The 20,972-nt window shown below is 58.6% G+C and carries 19 protein-coding genes and 2 pseudogenes; 14 read left to right on the plus strand and 7 right to left on the minus strand.

What is annotated here, in order from left to right; translation table 11 throughout:
• Window positions 1-475: 475 nt before the first annotated feature.
• The 3 genes from Q4Q11_RS19875 to Q4Q11_RS19885 all read left to right on the plus strand — a co-directional run bounded on the left by Q4Q11_RS19875 (window position 476) and on the right by Q4Q11_RS19885 (window position 2,279).
• Entirely contained in the window at window positions 476-745 is a 270-nt protein-coding gene (locus Q4Q11_RS19875) for a glutathione S-transferase family protein (RefSeq protein ID WP_498570571.1), read from the plus strand.
• A gap of 12 nt (window positions 746-757) precedes the next feature.
• Entirely contained in the window at window positions 758-1,267 is a 510-nt protein-coding gene (locus Q4Q11_RS19880; protein WP_498570572.1) for a MarR family winged helix-turn-helix transcriptional regulator, read from the plus strand.
• Between the two features lie 541 nt (window positions 1,268-1,808).
• On the plus strand, window positions 1,809-2,279 hold the full coding sequence (locus Q4Q11_RS19885; protein WP_414125299.1) for an Lrp/AsnC family transcriptional regulator: 471 nt from the start codon (window positions 1,809-1,811) through the stop codon (window positions 2,277-2,279).
• 42 nt (window positions 2,280-2,321) lie between these two features.
• Here Q4Q11_RS19885 and Q4Q11_RS19890 read toward each other — a convergent pair whose 3' ends face one another.
• Window positions 2,322-3,485 (minus strand): serine hydrolase domain-containing protein, encoded by a 1,164-nt coding sequence (locus Q4Q11_RS19890; protein ID WP_498570573.1) that lies wholly within the window; start codon window positions 3,483-3,485, stop codon window positions 2,322-2,324.
• A gap of 66 nt (window positions 3,486-3,551) precedes the next feature.
• On the opposite strand from Q4Q11_RS19890, the gene Q4Q11_RS19895 reads away from it, so the two are divergent.
• Window positions 3,552-4,196: a TetR/AcrR family transcriptional regulator gene (locus tag Q4Q11_RS19895; protein ID WP_498570574.1), complete on the plus strand. Its 645-nt coding sequence runs from the start codon at window positions 3,552-3,554 to the stop codon at window positions 4,194-4,196.
• Between the two features lie 431 nt (window positions 4,197-4,627).
• On the opposite strand, the gene Q4Q11_RS19900 is transcribed toward Q4Q11_RS19895, so the two are convergent.
• Window positions 4,628-6,040: a helix-turn-helix domain-containing protein gene (locus Q4Q11_RS19900; protein WP_498570594.1), complete on the minus strand. Its 1,413-nt coding sequence runs from the start codon at window positions 6,038-6,040 to the stop codon at window positions 4,628-4,630.
• A 117-nt stretch (window positions 6,041-6,157) separates the two neighbouring features.
• On the opposite strand from Q4Q11_RS19900, the gene Q4Q11_RS19905 reads away from it, so the two are divergent.
• From Q4Q11_RS19905 to Q4Q11_RS19940, 8 genes are all read left to right on the plus strand, one after another.
• Entirely contained in the window at window positions 6,158-7,690 is a 1,533-nt protein-coding gene (locus Q4Q11_RS19905; protein WP_498570575.1) for an acyl-CoA carboxylase subunit beta, read from the plus strand.
• An 11-nt stretch (window positions 7,691-7,701) separates the two neighbouring features.
• A complete protein-coding gene (locus Q4Q11_RS19910) occupies window positions 7,702-9,705 on the plus strand; it encodes an acetyl-CoA carboxylase biotin carboxylase subunit (protein ID WP_498570576.1) in 2,004 nt (667 codons plus the stop codon).
• The gene (scpA, locus tag Q4Q11_RS19915; protein WP_498570577.1) at window positions 9,705-11,843 is read left to right on the plus strand and encodes a methylmalonyl-CoA mutase; all 2,139 of its coding nucleotides are present in this window, start codon (window positions 9,705-9,707) and stop codon (window positions 11,841-11,843) included. The genes Q4Q11_RS19910 and scpA overlap by 1 nt, the downstream gene beginning before the upstream one ends.
• Before the next feature lie 13 nt (window positions 11,844-11,856).
• The gene (mce, locus tag Q4Q11_RS19920; protein ID WP_498570578.1) at window positions 11,857-12,273 is read left to right on the plus strand and encodes a methylmalonyl-CoA epimerase; all 417 of its coding nucleotides are present in this window, start codon (window positions 11,857-11,859) and stop codon (window positions 12,271-12,273) included.
• Window positions 12,274-13,099: 826 nt separating this feature from the next.
• Window positions 13,100-13,528, plus strand: coding sequence for a (2Fe-2S)-binding protein (locus Q4Q11_RS19925; protein ID WP_498570595.1), 429 nt, complete (start codon window positions 13,100-13,102; stop codon window positions 13,526-13,528).
• A 3-nt stretch (window positions 13,529-13,531) separates the two neighbouring features.
• Complete coding sequence (locus Q4Q11_RS19930; RefSeq protein WP_498570579.1) at window positions 13,532-14,068, plus strand: FAD binding domain-containing protein; 537 nt, start codon at window positions 13,532-13,534, stop codon at window positions 14,066-14,068.
• On the plus strand, window positions 14,065-14,967 hold the full coding sequence (locus Q4Q11_RS19935; RefSeq protein WP_498570580.1) for a xanthine dehydrogenase family protein molybdopterin-binding subunit: 903 nt from the start codon (window positions 14,065-14,067) through the stop codon (window positions 14,965-14,967). Before Q4Q11_RS19930 ends, Q4Q11_RS19935 begins: the two co-directional genes overlap by 4 nt.
• Window positions 14,968-15,003: 36 nt before the next feature.
• Window positions 15,004-15,231: a hypothetical protein gene (locus Q4Q11_RS19940; RefSeq protein WP_498570581.1), complete on the plus strand. Its 228-nt coding sequence runs from the start codon at window positions 15,004-15,006 to the stop codon at window positions 15,229-15,231.
• 434 nt (window positions 15,232-15,665) lie between these two features.
• Here Q4Q11_RS19940 and Q4Q11_RS19945 read toward each other — a convergent pair whose 3' ends face one another.
• Both Q4Q11_RS19945 and Q4Q11_RS19950 read right to left on the minus strand, forming a co-directional pair.
• Window positions 15,666-16,223, minus strand: coding sequence for an NADPH-dependent FMN reductase (locus Q4Q11_RS19945; protein WP_498570582.1), 558 nt, complete (start codon window positions 16,221-16,223; stop codon window positions 15,666-15,668).
• 45 nt (window positions 16,224-16,268) lie between these two features.
• Entirely contained in the window at window positions 16,269-16,694 is a 426-nt protein-coding gene (locus Q4Q11_RS19950; RefSeq protein ID WP_498570583.1) for a DoxX family protein, read from the minus strand.
• A 395-nt stretch (window positions 16,695-17,089) separates the two neighbouring features.
• Between Q4Q11_RS19950 and Q4Q11_RS19955 the strand changes: the two are divergent.
• Window positions 17,090-17,377 (plus strand): annotated as a pseudogene (locus tag Q4Q11_RS19955) (PAS domain-containing protein); the annotation flags it as partial.
• A gap of 36 nt (window positions 17,378-17,413) precedes the next feature.
• A pseudogene (locus Q4Q11_RS19960) lies at window positions 17,414-18,406 on the plus strand (methyl-accepting chemotaxis protein); the annotation flags it as partial.
• 282 nt (window positions 18,407-18,688) lie between these two features.
• Here the strand turns inward: Q4Q11_RS19960 and rraA are convergent.
• The 3 genes from rraA to Q4Q11_RS19975 all read right to left on the minus strand — a co-directional run bounded on the left by rraA (window position 18,689) and on the right by Q4Q11_RS19975 (window position 20,888).
• Window positions 18,689-19,192 carry a ribonuclease E activity regulator RraA gene (gene rraA / locus Q4Q11_RS19965; RefSeq protein WP_498570584.1) on the minus strand — a complete coding sequence of 168 codons (504 nt, stop codon included), beginning with the start codon at window positions 19,190-19,192 and terminating at the stop codon, window positions 18,689-18,691.
• Window positions 19,193-19,448: 256 nt separating this feature from the next.
• Window positions 19,449-19,745 carry a hypothetical protein gene (locus Q4Q11_RS19970; protein WP_498570585.1) on the minus strand — a complete coding sequence of 99 codons (297 nt, stop codon included), beginning with the start codon at window positions 19,743-19,745 and terminating at the stop codon, window positions 19,449-19,451.
• A gap of 141 nt (window positions 19,746-19,886) precedes the next feature.
• Complete coding sequence (locus Q4Q11_RS19975; protein WP_498570586.1) at window positions 19,887-20,888, minus strand: ABC transporter substrate-binding protein; 1,002 nt, start codon at window positions 20,886-20,888, stop codon at window positions 19,887-19,889.
• Window positions 20,889-20,972 lie beyond the last annotated feature (84 nt).

Here is a 20,972-nt window from a genome sequence, read left to right on the forward strand (position 1 = left end):
CGACAGAGGAGCACGACTTTCGAGCTCTCCAACTGAACCCGCCGAAAGGCGCGCGCGACCAGAAAACCGACAACGCCTTCGGGCTGTCGGGGCATCGACCATTTCGCGCTTCCCGCGCGCGACCTGCTACTGATGGAACGCTTCGTTCGTGAATTGATGGGGGAGAGCCGTATTACTACGCCGGGTTTGATGACCAGGATCGCAAAATCAACCGCAAGCCGCACCTTTTCGTGCGCATCGGTAGCACGCTGCTCCAGTGCACGGAGGAGGACGGGCCCGCCAGTTTCAACGACTTGCCCGCCCTTGCGACAGGCTTCGACCCGGTACCATTCCGACTCTCGGGGTATATAGAGAGACCGTCAGGGGATCCAGTTGACTTTTGTTTTCCCTCCACAAGAGACGCCGAGCGTCAGCGTGTTCCGATCCTTTTTCCCAAGCCTGCTGGCGCACTCGTCGACGAGGTTGTTCCGGTGCCTTGAGCGCAGATGACGAGGTAACGGCAGTGTGGTTCCGGGACCTGGTGAGCGAGGCGTTCGCGCTCCTGGAGAAGACGCTTGTAAAAGATCATCTGACAGGCGGCTTCTGGCATGGCTACAGGCCGGGTCCGGCCGTTGTTTTCCTCGATGCTCAGGTCTTCAACAATCGTGGCTTTGATGTAGACATGTTGCCCTGTCCGACGATCAGCCGCCTCTTCGATTTGTGTGCCGAATTGCCTGAGTTCGATGGCGGGTTGGATGGAATTTGAAAGGAGTAGAATGTGACAACGAATGCGCGGAAAAGTAAGGTGACGCCCAATCACGAGGCGGTAACGGAAGAGAGCCGCTTTCTCTCCATGGCCGGTTATCTTTTGCGGCGCTGCCATCAAATCGGTGTCGCGATTTTTCTCGACGAATGCCGGGCGTCTGACCTCACACCTTTGCAGTTCAGTGTTCTGTCGGCCCTGGATGGTTTCGGGCCAATGGATCAGGCAAGACTCGGCGGCGTCGCGGCACTTGATCGCACAACCATTGTCGTCGTTCTCACCAAGTTGGAAGAGCGGGGCATGATCACACGGGAACCTTCGGACAAGGACAAGCGTGCGAAAATCGTGTCCATCACCGATGACGGGAGGCAGATTCTGAATGATGTCATGCCCAGCGTTGAGGAATCGCAACGGCGCCTCCTTGGCCCCTTGAACGTGCGTGAGCAAGCGCAACTGATAGCGTTGCTGAGAAAGCTGGCCGAAGCCAACAATAGGTTGAGCCGGGCACCGCACCGCCTGCCCTGAGGGGGCCGTTTCCTGACTTGAGCGAAGAGCAAGAAGAAGCAGGTCGTCATCATGCCGACCACACCGGATCCAAGGCACTCAGTGCAGCGCTTGATCCTCTCGCCTGACTTGAAAACGGTAGGAACGTCCTGGCATTCCCTGTCTTTAGAGTTTGGCCGACGGAGCGTCTCACGCGGGGCCGAATGACTGACACGGCAGCATTATGCACCGGCGACATGTTCAACAGCGCTTCTGACGGACTTCGGTGTTGCGCATTTGATGTCGGAGGTTGCGCCGCAAAGCCACTTTCGCGCCAGGAAAACTGGCTGCACGGTGAGAAAACGGCTGTCAGTCATTTCCTTGCTCGATCGAGGCCTGACGCACCCGGGATGTCCGCATGAGCGCTTGGCAGTCGACGGAAGACGAGCAGTCCTACCGAGGGTTTCGGGGCGTTTGCGAGCGGCGATCAGGTCTACGCCGATCTTGCCAGCCTAACCAAGTCGCTGGATCATTGCGCGACTCTATACGCGCTGCAACAGGAATTTTGAGGGGGTATTGTCAAATGTCAGCCACTGATCTTGATGCCATTGGAAAGAAGATAATCCGGGTTCTCCAGTCCGATGGAAAGATTCTTATGAGCGATCTAGCCGACAAAGTAGGCTTGTCGGCCTCTCCGACGGCCCGCCGGGTTCGCCTGCTGGAAGACGCTGGCATCATCAAGGGCTACACCGCGGTGATCGATCAGGATGCCGTCGGACTTCCGATCAGCGCGTTCGTATCGATCAGGCTCGAGAGGCAGGTCGAACAGAACCTGGAACGCTTCGCTGCTGCGGTTTCCGTCTGGCCAGAAGTGGTTGACTGCTATCTTATGACCGGTCAGCGCGACTACCTGATGCGCATCGTCTCAAGGGATCTTCAGGCCTACGACCATTTCCTGACAACGAAGCTGGCCCGTCTGGAGGGCATAGCGTCGATAGAAACCAGCCTTGCCCTTCGACAGGTCAAACGTTCCGAGGTCCTGCCGATCGGCTAGGCATGTTCCGGCGTGAAGCCGGAACATGCAATGTGCCGGCCGCTACCGCAGAGCGCCGTAGATAGCATCGCGCAACTCGACGGTGAACCGACCCCACATGCCCTCCATTGCCGCATTGGTAAGCGTTACGACCGTCAGTTCCCTGACCGGATCTACGAACCAGTTATGGCCATAGACGCCGCCCCAGCGATAGGTCCCTTTTGACCACGGCGCCTGTGCCGCGACCGGATCTGTGATTACGGCCCATCCGAAACCAAAGCCGATGCCGGGATCGAGGGACTGGCGCAGCCCGCCGGTCTGATCACGCGTCATCAAGTCCACCGTTTGCCGAGACAGAAGCGGCGAGCCGCCCTTGCGGACCGTTTCCAGTATGGCCAATACGTCCCGGGCGGTTCCCGCCATGCCGGAGCCCCCGGAGTGATAGGATTTGGGATCGAAAATGCGATCCGGGGCGAATTTGACCGATCCCGTCAATGCGGTGACAAAGGTTTCCGCTTCCATGCGGCGTGGTTCGGTCTCACCGTCCGCGTAGGCAGCTGCCAGCCTTTGACGATCGACGACGTTGAATCCGGTGTCCCGCAACCCAAGCGGCCCCGTGACGAGCATCTCGATGGCCTCACCCAATTGCACGCCGGTCTCCTTCTCGATGACGCCGCCGAGAACATCCATCGACAGCGAATACCGCCAGTTCGTGCCGGGCGCAAAGACCAGCTTCTGTCCTGCGAGGCGGGCAAGGTTTTCGTCAAGCGACAGGCCGGGCTCGGCAAGGCCGTCGGAAACGCCCGCGCGAACATAAGGTCCGTTTTCCTCCAGGAAGCCATAGCTGAGGCCGGACATATGCGTAAGGAGATCGCGGATACGGATCACGGGCTCCGAGCCGTCAGCAAGCTGCGGACGGAAATCCGCCAGCCATTTCGTCACGTGATCGTCCAGTCCGATGCGGCCCTGCTCGTAAAGCCGCATCACGGCAATGGCGACGATCGGCTTCGTGACGGATGCGAGGCGGAAGATCGTGTCTTCCGCCATCGGCTGACCGGTTTCCCGCTCCGCAAGACCAGCGGCACGTCTATAGGCGATAGTGCCTTTTTGAGAAACGAGCACGACGGTGCCTACTAGCCGATTTTGCGCTAGGGTGTGGTCAATGACATCATCAATGGCGCGGGCAAGCGTACCGGCCGGTGTTTCGGCTTCAAGGGGAAGACTCATGCGATCGGACCTTCTATAATCACAATGACCGTTCCTGATTAGCGCGAAACAACCTCTAATTCCAGAGTGAACATTGTGAAAAATAAGAATGAACTGGAAGGTACCCGCCGCAAGCGCGGCCGACCGCCGGCTTTCGATCGCGAGACGGTACTTGCCGCCGCGCGGGATGTCTTCTGGGAGCATGGCTATGACGGCTCGTCGATTGCCGATCTGACGGCCTCCATGGGCATTACGCCGCAAAGCCTGTATGCTGCGTTCCGGTCCAAGGCAGACCTCTATCGAGACGCGCTCGATCATTACCGGCGCACGCCACGGCCGGATCCGGGAAATCCCCTGCAGGAGCCGATCGACACGGTCGCCGCCTTCGAACGCTTCCTGCAGAACTCGGCTAGATCCTTCACCTCTCCGGACCATCCCAAGGGGTGCATGATCTCTACCGCAGCCCTGACCTGCGCCTCGGAGAACGAGGGCATCGTCTATTACGTCTCCTCGCTTCGCCAGCGCACACTCGAGGCCTTCAAGACGCGCATCGAACTCGGGATCCACGCAGGGGATCTGCGCGCGGATACGAATGCAGGTTCGCTTGCCCGATTTCTCGGAAGTATCGTTCAGGGCATGTCTGTCCGGGCCCGCGACGGGGCGACAACGGAGGAACTGATGGCCCTGGTCAAACACGCAGTCAACGAGCTCGATCGCCACCGTCCACGTTGATCCGCCTTTGAAGAATGAATGGCAGCTGGGCGACCGACTGTCCAAGACAGATCCGCTCGCGGCGGCAGCGGAGGGCGGCAGTTAAATTTTTCGTGTCAGTCAAGCGAATGGCGCCAATTCACGGTCTATACCGACGGCGACGGTGGCTACGAACGCGGATGTCGTCATCCTCTCTTGGTGGTCGGTGGTCTCCCGCTCATGTGGGGCGGATCTCCGGACCAAAGTGCAAGGACTACGACATTCTGAAAGCGCATGGGGCGAAACGTCAAGACGCCTGAGCGATGCCGACACCGATCTTCTCGGTTTCCCCAAATGCTTTTCTATATGCCGACTAGGGCCTTTCCGAGAACGCGACGATCGATCTGTCGGGTGAGCGCACCGCCTGGTTTGCGGCCGTTCGCCACAAACGCATCCGGTCAAAGCAACGAGTATCAGCCAATGTGGTACGGCAAGCGGCCACGCTTGCGATGGTCTATTACTAAGCGGCTCTTCAAGGGTGGAACGGCACGGCCCGCGCAGTTCGCCCGCTCGCAAATTCGGCACGAGATGCCGATGGGATCGAACGCTGTGCGATTTCCGATGTCCATATCGTCTGCATAGACAAACTGATCCGCATAGGAAATTTCACAGCCGAGCGCGAGCGCATAATGTTGGCGGGGAGTATGAAATCCGCGGTCGCCCTTGGTGACCTGTGTCGCGATACAGAGATACCGCACCCCGTCAGCGGTTTCGGCCAACTGGCGGATCACCTGCCCGGGTGCCTCGAAGGCTCTGTGGGCGTTCCAAAGCGGGCAGGCGGCGCCAAAGCGGGCGAACTGCAGTTTTGCTGCGCTGTGCCGCTTGGTGATGTTGCCGGCGCGATCGATGCGCGCGAAGAAAATCGGTACGCCTTTTTGACCGGGTCGTTGCAAGGTCGATAGCCGATGGCAAACTTGCTCAATACTTGCTCCGAACCTCGCTGACAGAAGATCAAGATCGTGGCGTACTTCTCGCGCGGCTGTCATGAACCGACCATAGGGCAGAACGAGCGCACCCGCGAAATAGTTGTGAAGACCCATGCGGCAGATTTCGGTCGCCTCGCTGCTGCGAAAGGCTGCTTTATCAAGAAGCTGATTGATGATTTCATCGCCCGCAAGCTGCGCAATCTGAAGCGCAATCTGGAAATCACGCGTGGCCGGAATAAGATATGGCGAGAGGGTTAATAACCGGCGTTCCTCGTCGAAGTCTCTGATGAGATCTCGAGTGTCAGTGGACCGATTGATGCGAATATCAAACCGGTTTTCGAGATGAGCGCATAAGGCGGCATGCGTGTCCTGATCGCCGATGCCGATCTCCTCTGCGAGCCCTTCAGCCAACACGTCGATCTCATGGATATAGTTGTCCATGAAATGAAAGAAATCTCGCACTTCCTCGTATGGGGTGTGCTCGACAATGGCTGAGGCGCGACCAAGCGTGTCATCAATACTTGCCAGGCGCTCAGAGTTATGCCGGTAGGCTTGATGCGCTGCAATCAGCGCATGCGCAATGCCGGGCGAGTTATGCACCACCATTTTCAGTTCCTGGTGACTAATTGCTTGAGAATTGAACAACGGATCCGTAAGCGCCTCTGCCAGTGCCGAAAGCAGTCGGTCGCCCTCAGCGCCGCTGAGATCGGATAGATCGATCTTGAACTTGTCCGCCAGGGCAAGCAGAACGGCGGCTGACACCGGCCTTTGGTTGCTCTCGATCTGATTGAGGTAGCTCACCGATATACCCAAGCGCTCAGCAAATTGTTGCTGCGTTGCCTGGGCCGCAAGGCGCAAGTCGCGCACTTTGCGCCCGATATAGAGCTTTCCCGCCGCCATTTTCACAAATTCACAAAAAGCAAAGTCATTTTTTGCAGTTTGTACATGCGCACATCTTCCAACGTTTTGCAACCAAACAACGACGTGTATTGCGAAGACGATACAAGGAGTGACTACATGCGAGAAATCCTCGATCAACTCGAAGCTCGCCGCCACGCCGCGCGGCTTGGCGGTGGCGTAGCCCGGATCGCCGCCCAGCATTCCAAGGGAAAGCTGACGGCGCGCGAGCGCCTCGACGTGCTTCTCGACGAAGGGTCCTTCGAGGAATACGACATGTATGTCACCCACCGGGCCACCGATTTCGGCATGGCCGAGAACAAGGTGCCCGGCGACGGCGTTGTGACCGGCTGGGGCACGATCAACGGCCGTCTCGTTTACGTCTTCTCCCAGGATTTCACCGTCCTCGGCGGCTCCCTCTCCGAAACCCATGCACAGAAGATGTGCAAGATCATGGATATGGCTGCCCGTAACGGCGCCCCCGTGATCGGTTTGAACGATTCCGGCGGCGCCCGTATCCAGGAAGGCGTTGACTCGCTCGCCGGTTATGCCGAGGTGTTCCGCCGCAACGCCGAAGTCTCAGGCGTCATCCCGCAGATCTCTGTGATCATGGGCCCCTGCGCCGGAGGTGCGGTCTATTCTCCCGCCATGACCGACTTCACCTTCATGGTGCGAGACAGCTCATATATGTTCGTCACCGGCCCCGACGTGGTGAAGACCGTCACCAACGAGATCGTCACCGCCGAAGATTTGGGCGGCGCCAGGACCCACACGACCAAGTCCTCCGTCGCCGACGGCGCCTTCGACAACGACATCGAGGCCTTGCTGCGCATCCGCGACCTCTTCGACTACCTTCCGCTCAACAACCGCGACAAGCCGCCTGTCCGCCCCTTCTTCGACCACCCCGACCGACTGGAAGAGCGGCTCGACACGCTGATCCCTGACAGCGCCAACAAGCCCTACGACATGCGCGAATTGATCCTGGCGCTGGCCGATGAGACCGAATTCTACGAGATCTCGGAGGGTTTCGCCTGTAACATTCTGACCGGCTTCATCCGCATGGAGGGCCAGACCGTTGGCGTCGTTGCCAACCAACCGATGGTTCTCGCCGGTTGCCTTGACATCGACTCATCACGCAAGGGCGCGAAATTCGTCCGCTTTTGCAACGCCTTCAACATCCCGATATTGACGCTCGTTGACGTCCCCGGCTTCTTGCCCGGCACAGCCCAGGAATATAACGGCATCATCAAGCATGGCGCTAAGCTGCTCTTCGCTTATAGCCAGGCGACCGTACCCATGGTCACGCTGATCACGCGGAAAGCCTATGGCGGCGCCTATGATGTCATGGCCTCCAAGCATATCGGCGCCGACGTCAACTACGCCTGGCCCACCGCCGAGATCGCGGTGATGGGCGCCAAGGGGGCGGCAGAAATCCTCTACCGCTCAGAGCTCAAGAACCCGGAAAAGATCGCGGCGCGCACCAAGGAATACGAAGACCGCTTCGCCAATCCTTTCGTCGCGGCGGAACGCGGCTTCATCGACGAGGTGATCATGCCGCGTTCATCGCGCAAACGTATCGCGCGGGCGTTTGCCATGCTTCGCACCAAGCGGTCGGAAACCTACTGGCGCAAACACGACACCATTCCCCTGTAAGGCAAAATCACATGATTACAAAAATTCTCATCGCCAACAGAGGTGAGATCGCAGTCCGCGTCATCCGCACCGCCCGCGCCATGGGCATCAAGACGGTGGCCGTCTATTCCGACGCCGACCGCGAAGCGATGCATGTCCGCATGGCCGACGAGGCCGTGCATATAGGCGCTGCCGCCTCGGCCCAGTCCTATCTCGTCATCGATCGCATCATCGACGCCATCAGGCAGACCGGCGCCGACGCCGTCCATCCCGGCTATGGCTTCCTGTCGGAAAACCGCGCGTTTGCCGAGCGCTTGCGCCAAGAAGGCGTGATCTTCATAGGCCCGCCGGTCGGTGCCATCGAAGCCATGGGCGACAAGATCACGTCCAAGAAGATTGCGGCCGAAGCCGGCGTCTCCACGGTGCCGGGTCATATGGGCCTGATCGCGGATGCCGAAGAGGCCGTAAGGATCTCGGCCCGCATCGGCTATCCGGTCATGATCAAGGCTTCGGCTGGCGGCGGCGGCAAGGGCATGCGCATCGCGTGGAACGACCAGGAGGCCCGTGAAGGTTTCCAGGCGTCGAAGAACGAGGCGAGGTCTTCCTTCGGTGACGACCGCCTCTTCATCGAAAAGTTTGTCGATCAGCCGCGCCATATTGAGATCCAGGTGCTGGGTGACCAGCATGGCAATACGATCTATCTCGGCGAGCGGGAATGCTCGATCCAGCGTCGCAACCAGAAGGTCGTTGAAGAGGCCCCGTCCTCCTTCCTCGACGAAGCCACTCGCAAGGCGATGGGTGAGCAGGCTGTTCAGCTCGCCAAGGCCGTCGGCTATTTCTCGGCCGGCACGGTCGAATTCATCGTCGACGGCAAGCGCAATTTCTATTTCCTCGAGATGAACACCCGCTTGCAGGTGGAGCATCCCGTGACCGAGCTCATCACCGGCATCGACCTCGTGGAGCAGATGATCCGCATCGCCGATGGCGAGAGACTTGCGATCATCCAGTCTGACGTCAAGCTCAACGGCTGGGCGATGGAAAGCCGCCTCTATGCAGAGGACCCCTATCGCGGCTTCCTGCCATCGATTGGCCGGCTGACCCGCTATCGTCCCCCTAAAGAAGGCCCACAGCATGACGGTATTGTGGTCCGCAATGATACCGGCGTGTACGAAGGCGGCGAGATCTCGATGTATTACGACCCGATGATCGCTAAACTGTGCACCTGGGCCTCCGACCGGACGCGGTCGATCGAGGCGATGGCCGAGGCGCTCGATTGCTTCGAGGTCGAGGGCATCGGCCACAACCTGCCCTTTCTCTCAGCTGTGATGGCACATCCGCGGTTCCAGTCCGGCAACATCACCACGGCCTTTATCGCCGAGGAGTGGCCGGTAGGTTTCCACGGTGTCACGCCAGACAACGATCAGGCCCGCCAGCTCGCCTCCATCGCGACCTATGTTCACCTCATTGAGGAAGCCCGCCGCGCACAGATTTCAAGCACGCTCGCCAACCACACGCGTAAACTGGGCATCGACTTCGTTGCCGTCGGCGGCGACCACTCCTGGCCGCAGACCGTGACATGCGGGACCGGCACCACCGACATCCGCTATGGCGACGGCGTCAATCACACAGTCACAAGCGGCTGGCAACCGGGCAAAACGCTCGCCTCGTTCACGATCAATGGTGAAGCATCAAGCGTTAAGGTCTCGCGCGCCTCCACCGGATGGCGCCTTCGTTTCCGCGGCATCGACATGATATACCGCGTGATGACACCGCGCCTGTTCGATCTATCCCAGTACATGCCGATCAAGCAGTCGGCCGACACGTCGAAAAAGCTGCTCTGCCCGATGCCAGGCGTCATCACTCAGGTGCTGGTCAGGGAAGGCGACACGGTCGAAGTTGGACAATCGCTGGCGACGGTCGAGGCGATGAAGATGGAGAACCTGCTGAAAGCCGAGAAGAGGGCAGTGGTCAAGGCGGTGAAGGTCGAGGCGGGCCAAAGTCTGGCGGTGGATGAAGTGATCATGGAGTTTGAGTGATGTCGGATGCCAAGATTGCCGATTGGCAGGCACTTGCCGAAAAGGAGCTGAAGCGTTCACCGGAAACACTCGTCTGGAATACGCCCGAAGGTATCGAGGTTAAGCCGCTCTACACCGCTGACGATCTGCAAGATAGTTCGCATCTGAACAGCCTGCCGGGATTTGCGCCTTTCACCCGCGGCCCGCGCGCCACCATGTATGCGGGACGGCCTTGGACCATCCGCCAATATGCCGGTTTCTCCACTGCGGAAGCCTCGAATGCCTTTTACCGCAAGGCGCTGGCTGCCGGTCAGCAGGGCGTTTCCGTCGCCTTCGATCTCGCTACCCATCGCGGCTATGACAGCGACCATCCGCGCGTGGAGGGCGATGTCGGCAAGGCAGGCGTGGCGATTGACAGCGTCGAGGACATGAAAATCCTGTTCGACGGCATTCCGCTCGAAAAAGTCTCGGTGTCGATGACCATGAATGGGGCGGTCATTCCGGTGCTCGCCAGTTTCATCGTTGCGGGGGAAGAACAGGGTGTGCCCCGCGCCGCCCTTTCCGGCACCATTCAGAACGATATCCTCAAGGAGTTCATGGTCCGCAATACCTATATCTATCCGCCTGAACCTTCGATGCGGATCGTTGCCGACATCATCGAATATACGGCGAAGGAGATGCCGAAATTCAACTCCATCTCCATATCCGGCTATCACATGCAGGAAGCGGGCGCGACGCTTACGCAGGAGCTGGCCTTCACGCTGGCGGATGGCCGCGAATATGTGCGGGCGGCGCTGGCCAAGGGACTGAATGTCGATGATTTCGCCGGCCGCCTGTCGTTCTTTTTCGCCATCGGCATGAATTTCTTCATGGAGGCTGCCAAGCTGCGTGCCGCGCGCCTGCTCTGGTCGCGCATCATGGAGGAGTTCAAGCCGCAGAAGGCGTCCTCGCTGATGCTGCGCACCCATTGCCAGACGTCGGGCGTGTCGCTCCAGGAGCAGGACCCCTATAACAACATCGTCCGCACTGCCTTTGAGGCCATGTCCGCCGTGCTCGGCGGCACGCAGTCGCTGCACACCAATTCCTTCGATGAGGCGATTGCCCTGCCGACGGAATTCTCCGCCCGCATTGCCCGCAATACCCAGCTGATCCTCCAGCATGAAACCGGCGTCACCCAGGTCGTCGATCCGCTGGCCGGTTCCTATTATGTCGAAAGCCTGACGAATGAGCTGGCCGAGAAGGCCTGGGCGCTGATCGAGGAGGTCGAGGCGCTGGGCGGCATGACAAAGGCCGTGGCGGAAGGCCTGCCGAAACGGCTGATTGAGGAGGCCGCGACACGCCGGCAGGCGGCGGTGGACAAGGGCGAGGAAGTCATTGTCGGCGTCAACCGTTACCGGCTGGAAAATGAGGAAGATATCGACGTTCTCGATATCGACAATGCCGCCGTGCGCGCCGCGCAAATCCGCCGCATCGAGGAGACGCGTCGTCGCCGTGACGGCAAGGAGGTCGATGCAGTTCTGGAGGCGCTTTCACAGGTGGCCCGCAGCGGCAAGGGCAATATTCTCGGAGCTGCGGTTGCCGCCGCCCGTGCACGCGCCACCGTTGGAGAGATTTCCGATGCGCTGCGTGCGGCCTTCGGAGACCACGCTGCGGTGCCCGAGGTGGTGAGCGATATCTACGGCGAGGCTTATAAGGATGAGCCGGAACTCGCTACGCTTGCCGCCCGCCTTTCAGGTGCGGCTGAACGGATCGGCACAAAACCGCGCGTCATGGTCGCCAAGCTCGGGCAGGACGGGCATGATCGCGGCGCGAAGGTCATTGCGTCGGCCTTCGGCGATATCGGCTTCGATGTGCTGGCCGGCCCCCTGTTCCAGACGCCGGTGGAGGCAGCAGAGCTGGCCGTTCAGAACAGGGTGCATGTGGTCGGCATGTCGTCGCTCGCCGCTGGGCACAAGACGCTTGCGCCGCAGCTGGTGGAGGCGCTGAAACAAAAGGGCGCGGACGACATCGTCGTTGTTGTCGGCGGTGTCATTCCTCGGCAGGATTATCAGTTCCTGCTCGACCACGGCGTCTCGGCTATCTTCGGCCCCGGCACCAATGTCATGGATGCGGCCAACAAGGTGCTCGACCTGCTCGAAGGCATCAGGCGAAATGCGTGAGGGAAAGACGGCCATGTTCGGAAGATTGAATCACGTCGCCATCGCGGTGCCTGATCTTGACGCCGCTATTGCCCGCTACAGGGCGCTGGGTGCAGAGGTGTCGGAGCCGCAATCCCTGCCTGAACACGGCGTGACCGTTGTTTTCATTCAGGCTGACAATACCAAGATCGAGCTTCTTCACCCGCTCGGCGAAAATTCGCCCATTGCCGCGTTTCTTGAGAGAAATCCGGGCGGCGGCACGCATCATCTCTGCTTCGAAGTGCCGGATATTGTTGCGGCCCGCGACGATCTCGTCAAAAAAGGTGTTCGAATTCTGGGTGATGGCGAGCCGAAGATCGGCGCGCATGGCAATCCCGTTCTTTTCCTGCATCCGAAGGACATGGGCGGCGTGCTTTATGAGCTTGAGCAGGTTTCTCAGACACACGGCTGAAACAGGAACTTGAGAGCGCGGCGGACATCTTCGGCGCGGGGAGACTTCAAGTCATGAAGGGTTACCGCCAGATAGAATACCACGTCCTGTCCGCCTTGGATGGGCGCCAATTCCACGGCGCCTGACGAGGAAAAATCTCGCGCGAGCTAGTCAGGGAACGGTTGAGCAGGTCCTTTGCGCCGAGTGCCAACACCCCGGATTGCCGCATTCCAGGCGCGCAAACAACTCTTCCTTACGAACGTTTGCGATGGCTTCGAATCGAAGTCACCGTAGCTTTTATTTATTGGGGGCTCTGGGAGAAAAAGTCGGCAACGTTGGCCGCTTCGTCTCAACGATACGTGACCGTCGCGAAGATCGTCATCTCGCGGCCGGAGAGATGAATCCTACGCAGCCACTCTTATCTGGCGGCGATAATCGAACTGGCCGATACGGACCAGTTGCAACTGCGACATAACGGCCTTCGACCCCCCGATGTTGTTTTCTCTTATTGGAAGCGATCGCCGATTGAGTTGGCCTATCGCGCACTTGGATAATTGGCGTTCGCCGACACGCTGAACAGCCAGCGTTCTTACGTCATACCGCTGATCAATTTGTTGACTTTAATACGTTGCAGGGAGACCAAAATGAAAGATCCTGAAGACTCCCCACCTTTTAGCATGACACAGCGCACCGTGTTGGGAGCCGGAAGCAGCGGCGTTGTCGCGATGACGATCCTTCCAGTCTCGACAGGAGCAAGCGCGCAGGAAAGTTCCAAACGATCAGAAATTGTCGCTGAACAGGGGTGATGGTTCACGACGCGATGACCATCAATGATGACATCTATGAGATGGACATCGATTCTCGCGCTTCTCTGCTCGATCTCCTTCGGGAGCGTATCGGGTTGACCGGAACGAAAAAGGGGTGTGATCACGGCCAGTGCGGTGCTTGCACTATCCATATTGATGGCCGCACAGCGCTCTCCTGCCTTACCCTCGCGGCGAAGGTGAGCGGGCGGAACATTACAACGGTCGAAGGCCTGGGCTCGGACACCACGCTGAATCCCATGCAACGCGCATTCATAGACCATGACGCTCTCCAGTGTGGATATTGTACACCTGGTCAAATCATGTCCGCTATCGCCTGCGTTCAACAACAGCAGGTGGGCAACAAGAGCACCATACGAGAATTCATGAGCGGCAACATTTGTCGCTGTGGCGCCTACGTCGGAATAGTGGCGGCCATTGATTCCGTGGCACACGAGACGGAAAGGGGCTGAGTGATGCAAGCGGTCAACTATACACGCGTTGAAACACTCGAGGCCGGGTTGGAAGCCTACGCAGCGGCAGGGGAGGGCGCGCGATATCTGGCGGGTGGCACGACACTCTATGATCTCATGAAGCTTGGCGTTGAACAGCCCACCCACCTTATTGACCTGAGCGGTATTGCCGATCTCGATACGATTGAGACAGACGGTGACGTGCTTCGCTTCGGCGCTGCCGCTTTGATGAGTGATGTCGCACAGATATCGATTGTTCAGCGAGAATATCCGCTGCTGTCTGAGAGTCTTCTCAAAGCGGCATCACAGCAGTTGCGCAATATGGCGACTGTTGGCGGCAACATTCTCCAGACGACGCGGTGTCCGTATTTCCGGGGTGGTGACGGAATCTACGCGTGCAACAAACGTTCACCCGGCTCCGGTTGCGCGGCCATCGCCGGTCTTGACCGTGGCCAGGCTCTCTTGGGAACCATGCGATCGCCGTTTACAGAGGCACCTGCGGCGATCTGCGCCTCGACACCCAAAGCCCCGCTCACATGAGAGCACCGCACGAACATCCTGCTTGCTTTGCGCTCGAGAGTGCCGTCGACGAACTCGCGCATGCGACGGGTCTCGACCCGGTGCAATTGAGGCTCGACAACGACACCCAGATTGACCATTCAACCGGTAAGCGGATGTCGTCGCGCTTTCTCAAGGAATGTCTGACGCGCGGTGCCGAGCGTTTCGGCTGGTCAGCGCGGCAATCGCCGCCGGGCTCGATGAGAGCGGGCGACGGCACCCTGATCGGCTGGGGTGTGGCATGCGGATCCTACCAGGCACCCATGCATCCAGCGATCGCAAAACTGAGGGTGAGTGCCGACGGCTCAACAAGTTACGCAAGTGCCGGCCATGAAATGGGGCAGGGCCTTCGAACAGCGATAGCCCAGGCATTGCTTGGCGGTCTAAGGATCGATCCCAATCGTCTAACCATATCGATCGGGGACACAAGAGCTGCGCCGCAGCATCACACTGCAGGGTCCTGGGGAACTGCGAGTTCTGTTCCGGTGGCTGTTCTTGCCGCCGAGCGCATGGTCTCGGCGTTTGATGAGCTCCTCGGCGGGCGCAACGTTGCGGGCAATATGCATCAGCAGCTCGCACGTGTGCGGCGTCCCTATATCGAGCTTGAGGTGTCCATGACCGCTCCGGGACAGAGACCTGAGCATCTGGAGCGTCTAAGAGCGGGCACGTTTGCCGTTGGCGGGCTTCACGGCGACTATCCCGAGTTCACGGCATTGAGCTACATCGCACATTTCGTCGAGGTGCGTGTGGAACCGCGTACACGACGCATTCGCATGCCACGTGTTGTATCGGTTGCCGATTGCGGGCGTGTCGTGAGCCCGCGCGCAGCGCGCAGCCAGATCCACGGCGGAGTGGTATGGGCGTTGAGTGCCGCGCTTTGAGAAGAAAGCGAAGTTGATCCGCGCTATGGCGGATGGTTGAACGCTGACATCGCCGAATATCACGTCGCGGTTAACGCAGACATAGGCGACATCGACGTCTCTTTCATCGACGAGCCGGATTTCGATGCCAACAGGTCGGGCGTGAAGGGTGTGGCCGAAGTCGCAATGACTGATGCAGCCGCGGCGTTGGCGAACGCTGTATTTCATGCAACGGGCAAGCGGCTTAGAACTTTGCCAATCCGTATTGAGGATCTGCTCTCTTAGGGGAGCCGAGACCAATAGCATGCTTGCCCCGCCGTCTCCCGAACCTACAAGTCGGCACACCCCTGGGCATCGAATGTTGCAGGCTATATGATCTGGGCCATCAGACTTTGTCATGGCGTTAGCGGAAACGGCACTTCAAGCTTTGGCAAGCTTGCGCATACGCATATCGTCAAAGAAATCGTAACTGGTCATCAGGGTGTTTGGTCTTCAGTGGGCCAGCCTCCTGAAGGCCAAGGGTCAATTCCCGACGCCCGATCAAAAACAGGTACTGAACTCGCTTTTGCTTAGCAAAAGTTAGAACCCATGTCGGTTCTCGCCGACATGTATGGACCGGCAACGACCTGCATTCGCCGCCGGTCTCAGTCCTCCCGCGCGCTGACCCATGGCAGGCGGATGGTGACGGCAAGTCGATGTGACCGAAAAAAACGAGTCCCTCAGGTTCGGCGGTTAATGGCAATCCAGGCGGCGAACTTTTCCATGAAGGTTGAGAGAAATGCCGACGTCGTCTCATTCACGAGTTTTCCGTCGTCATCGAAGATGTTGTAGGCATCGCCCAGATAGGCCTCTGGTTGCTGCAATACCGGCACGTCCAGGCAAACCAGCGACTGCCGCAGGTGGTGATTGGCGCCGAAACCTCCCAATGCTCCCCGTGACGCAGTAATCACCGCTGCGGGCTTCCCGGCCCAAACATTCTTGCCGCCCGGACGGGACCCAACATCAAGCGCATTTTTGAGCACCGCGGGAACAGACCGGTTATATTCAGGCGTTACGAACAATACGCCATCGGATCCTCTGATCTGATCACGAAAGGCTTGCCACGAAGCGGGTGGGGATGCCTCATCGAGATCGGGATTATAGAATGGCATTTCGCCGATTTCGATAGCAGACAGTTGCAGCCCCTCGGGCGCAAGTTCTGCGAGCGCGCGCGATAGCGTGCGGGTAACGGATCCCGTGCGAAGGCTGCCAACAAGGACGGCGACGTGAGTAGTCATAAAGGTCTCCTGCATGTGGTGGCTCAAGGATTCCAAGAACCCCTATCAAATCGAATTGTCGCGGCGGGCTGGTTCTGGGGATACCTGAGCAACCCCGGGGAACCGCCCGTAAGGCGAAGGTTTTTTTCGGCCCGCGTTCTGGGTGAAGAAGGACAGGATCACGAGCGCGATCCCCACCAGTGCCGGTGCAAATCCGCCGTCACCCGCGTTGATATGCGCAGAAACAGCCAGACACAGGTGGAAGAACATGCCTGCATAGGTAAAATCCGTTAGCCCGATCAGAGGCCTCCACAGAACGACGACAGCAGCCGTGATTTTGATCACCGCCATAATCGGCACGAGATAGGCCGGGAACCCGAGATGCTCCCACATCTGTTGGACCCCGGAGATATTGGACAGGTAGAAGATTCCCGCCCCGAGATACATCAATGCGAGGAGTGCTGTACTCACCCAGTAGATCTTTTGCGTCATCCTCAGTCTCCGCGTGTGGTTTTAGGGAAGCAGCGAGCCAGCCGTCATCGTCCGATACCGAAATATAACATATATCAATTTTATTACCGCTAGCAAGTTGTGTTTACCATGGAGGCTTAGGCCCACTTGGGGGATCCTTCGGTCTGAACGCCCGCAATAGAGTGGTATTTGCCTTTCGCCACTGTCGATATTCACGACAGTAACCGGCCCATTTCGCACTTTGTTAATTAAGATACGCTACATTTATGGTTGTCGTACCATTTGTCTGGGAGGAATCGATGCTGGGCGGTCGTTTGAAGAAGGAACTGAAGTGCTGCCGGGAGGAACTCGCAGCGGTCAGTGAACGCGCCTCTCTACTGGATGACGCCTGTGGCATTGGATTGTGGGAAGCATACATGCCTGAGGCGGATGCTACCCACAGAGATGCTAGATGGGTCTGGTCTGCGGAGTTCAGGCGGCTATTGGGCTATGAGACGCAGGCTGAGTTCCCAAATGAGATGGCATCCTGGTCAGACCGTCTGCACCCTGATGACATCGCGCCCACCTTCGCCGCATTTAGCGGCCACCTGCAAGATAAGACGGGGAAATCGCGCTACAATGTGGCCTATCGGTTGAAGGTTCGCAACGGCTCCTATCGATGGTTTCGTGCGACCGGGGGGTGCCGCTACCAGCCAGACGGCACCACCGTGCGCGCTTGCGGTTCGCTTACCCTGATTGATGAACAGGTCTTGCTTGAGCAAAGCGCCAAAAAAACCGCCGAAGAGGATCAGGATGTTATTGCGGCGTTGCGTGACGCGGTGGCAGCCCTTGCCGCCGGCGATCTGACTTATCTCATTTCCAGGCCTTTCCCCCCGCGATCGGAATTGTTGAAAAGTGATTTCAATCAGTCCTTGTCCAAGCTGGCCGCGACCCTCAGTTCCATTAGAGACGCGGCTACCAATGTCGACGTAGGCACGCGCGAGATAGCGACCGCCGCCCAGGATCTCTCCAGACGGACTGAGCAGCAGGCGGCATCTCTCGAAGAAACCGCGGCGGCGGTTGAAGAGATCGCGTCAAATGTCGCCAACTCGACCAGACGGACGGAGGAAGCGAGAGCCGTCGCAAGACGGGCAAATGATTCGGCCGCGAAATCAGTCGACGTCGTGTCCCATGCCGAAGAGGCTATGAGAAAAATCGAGACCTCGTCGCAGCAGATATCAAACATTATCGGCGTGATCGACGAGATTGCCTTTCAGACAAATCTCCTGGCACTGAATGCCGGCGTGGAGGCAGCCCGGGCAGGCGAGGCGGGCAAGGGTTTTGCGGTGGTTGCACAGGAAGTGCGCGAACTGGCACAAAGGGCAGCCCAGGCCGCCAAGGAGATCAAGGGCCTGATCCAGAATTCATCGTCTGAAGTCGAAAGCGGCGTTAAACTGGTGCGCGACACTGCCGAAGCGCTGAAAGCCATTGGCTCCTTCATCCTTGAAATGAATGGCCATATGGAGTCGATCGCGACATCGGCGCGGGAGCAGTCGATAGGCCTTGTCGAAGTCAGCAAGGCTGTAAACTCAATAGATCAGACGACACAGCAAAACGCGGCGATGGTTGAGCAGTCCAATCGGGCATCCTTTGCCCTGTCGGACGAAGCCAAGAGACTGAGAGATTTGATAGCCCAGTTCAATCTCGCCAACGAGGCACGAGGGCAGCCGCGAAATCTCGACCGGGCCGCGTAGGCCATAGCGGCTGCGCCTTGGCCCCGCAGCACTGCTCCCAAGGCCAGATCAAGACGCGGAGGTCAAACGCCAAGATGTGCGGCAGGACTGCCGGTCAAGATCGTTGACAGGGTATGCCGTTGGACGCACATCCTTCGTTCCGGCGTTCTGCTCCGGTTTCCGGCATCGTGATGGTGATGCAAAGTTCCAGTTCCAACCCAACGATCGATCGAGGAGCAATTCCCAGCGACAGCAATGGCGCAGTCGGCGGCCGGATCCGTCTCAAGGGGAATTTGCCAGGGACTACTCTTCTTTCTCCTCAGCCGACGACAGATCTAGGGGGCCGGCTGCGACCAGGACCGCGTCGACGTCTGCATAAATCCAATCGCCAGGCGCGATTGTCACTTCGCCGAAGCTGAGAGTGACGCCAAACTCCCCGGCTGTGGGCTGCCAGCTCCTTCGGGCCGTTGCCCCAAGAGCTTTCACCCCGATCGCCAATGAGCCTATCGCGGCGCTGTCGCGAATAACGCCGTTTATGATGACGCCCGCCCATCCGTTGGCAACGGCGATTGCGGCAAGCCGATCCCCCATCACACCGACGCGCGTGGACCCGGCGGCATCAACGATGAGCACACGCTGGTCGCCGGCCTCGGAAAGGGCTTTGAGGACGGGCGTATGATCTTCGAAAACACGCAAAGTCGCTGCCTTGCCGAAAAAGCAAACCTGATTTCCGAAATTATGAAATTGAAGACTGCACACCTGCAGCCGTTCATGGTGCCTATCGTAGATATCTGCCGTATTAAACATGTCTGCTATCCCCGGGGTTCTCAATGTCGAGCCATAGCCTGAGGCTGACCGGTCATTTCCAGGCAAAGAGGCTGCGGACCGATCGAATCGTTGGGTTTGCAACCCATGCGTGCTGGTATGTGGTAAGCCACAGCGAGGTCAAAAGCCGGGTTGCTGTAGCCCGCAGTGACATGATCCCCGGATTCACCATCGTGGTCCGGGAAACTCAAGCAGCAGTTGCCCTTCTGCGTCCAGATCGGAAAAGAGCGATAAGCCTTCAATTCAACCGCCGCTCTTCATCGATCATGTTTCGGTCGCGATCCTCGGACATAGCATGGTAATCGCCGAGTATCGCAGCGGCGCAATCAAAACCTGCATAGTAGGTTGCCGAACCCCGGAGTGCGTGTTTGATGAGCTCCCCCGAAAATTCGATCCCTCGTCGCAACAGTCCGAGCAAGTTCCTGTCCACAGCCGGATTCGCCGTCTCGGGTTCTACCGGGGCCGGCCTTATCGGCAGGCGTATGACATTTTCCAACTCACGAGTGCCCTGCTCGTTGTTGTCTGTTCTTTTCATCTTGCGGCACCTTACAGATAACCTGTCAAAGGGACTTGAGCCAAATCTGGCGATGGGAAGGGGCCGGCCGTGACTGAGCACCGCCGGTCCGGCTGTTAATGGCGCAACGTTTGGAGACATTGCGCCATTGCCTTCGCCGTGTCAGTTACGCGGTCGTTTGGAGGCTTCTTCTACGATGGTCGGGTCGAGCACGTCTGAGACTTTGATCGCGCTCTTGGTAAATCCGAGCTGCTGCATCAGATCGAAGTTCGCCTGCAGCGCAGCGGCATTGGGCATCATGTCGGGATTGCGGTAATAATCCTGTTTGGTAAACACCCAACCTTGCCAAAACTCGACCGGGAGCTTTGTCGCGGAGGCAGCAATCTTCTCCACTTCGGCGTGATTGGCAGGGTCGGAAAACCAGTATGCGACGCGCTGCATGTCGGCCATAAAATCGACGAGTGCCGCTCGGTTTTCTTCAACGAAGCTTTTCTTGGCTACCCAGACGATGAGATCGCTTTCACCCATCCCGTCTTTCCCGGTAAAAAGGACGCGATTTCCCTCCCGGAACGCAGCCTGGGCTGAGAACGGCCGTATCGCGGAGAACGCATGGGCTTTTCCGCTCTTCAGCATCTCGCCCATGGTTGCAGGTGCCGCCTCAATAATCGTGACATCTTTATCGCTGATCTTGTTCTTGTGCAGCATGGCGCGCAACATCAGGTCGTTCGCGCTGCCGATAGCACTCACTGCTATGATTTTGCCTTTGAGGTCCGCCACCGAACGGATGTTGCTGTCGTCCCGCACCAGGAACTCGGTGGAATAATAGCCGTTCACGCCGTCTTGTAGCTCATCGGCTATAATACTGATATCGGTTACTCCGTTTTCATATGCGGTCGCGAGCCCGCCCGCAGAAATGTCTGCGATGTCGAGGTCACCCGAGGCGAGCCCTTGAAGCGCCTCGGATGTGCCACGAAAGCGCGCGACCTCAAGATTGTAGGTCTTGCCCAGATTTCGCATCAAGTCCTTCTTTTCCAGCACGATCGAGCCCCAGCTTGTCACTGGCACGACCCAGGACAGCTTGATTGTCACAGGCTCTGCGGCTGCTGGCATGTGTAACATGGTCGTCAGCCCGACCATGAGCGCGATCTTCGACAATAGTTTCATTGCATTCCTCCCTGGTTGTTGAGGGCCTCGCCGGCCCGCAAAACGGCGGTACGTCACCGTTATGATCCCACGGCCCGGCGGTGT

It is taken from the genome of Rhizobium sp. UFLA01-1127 (assembly GCF_059803845.1).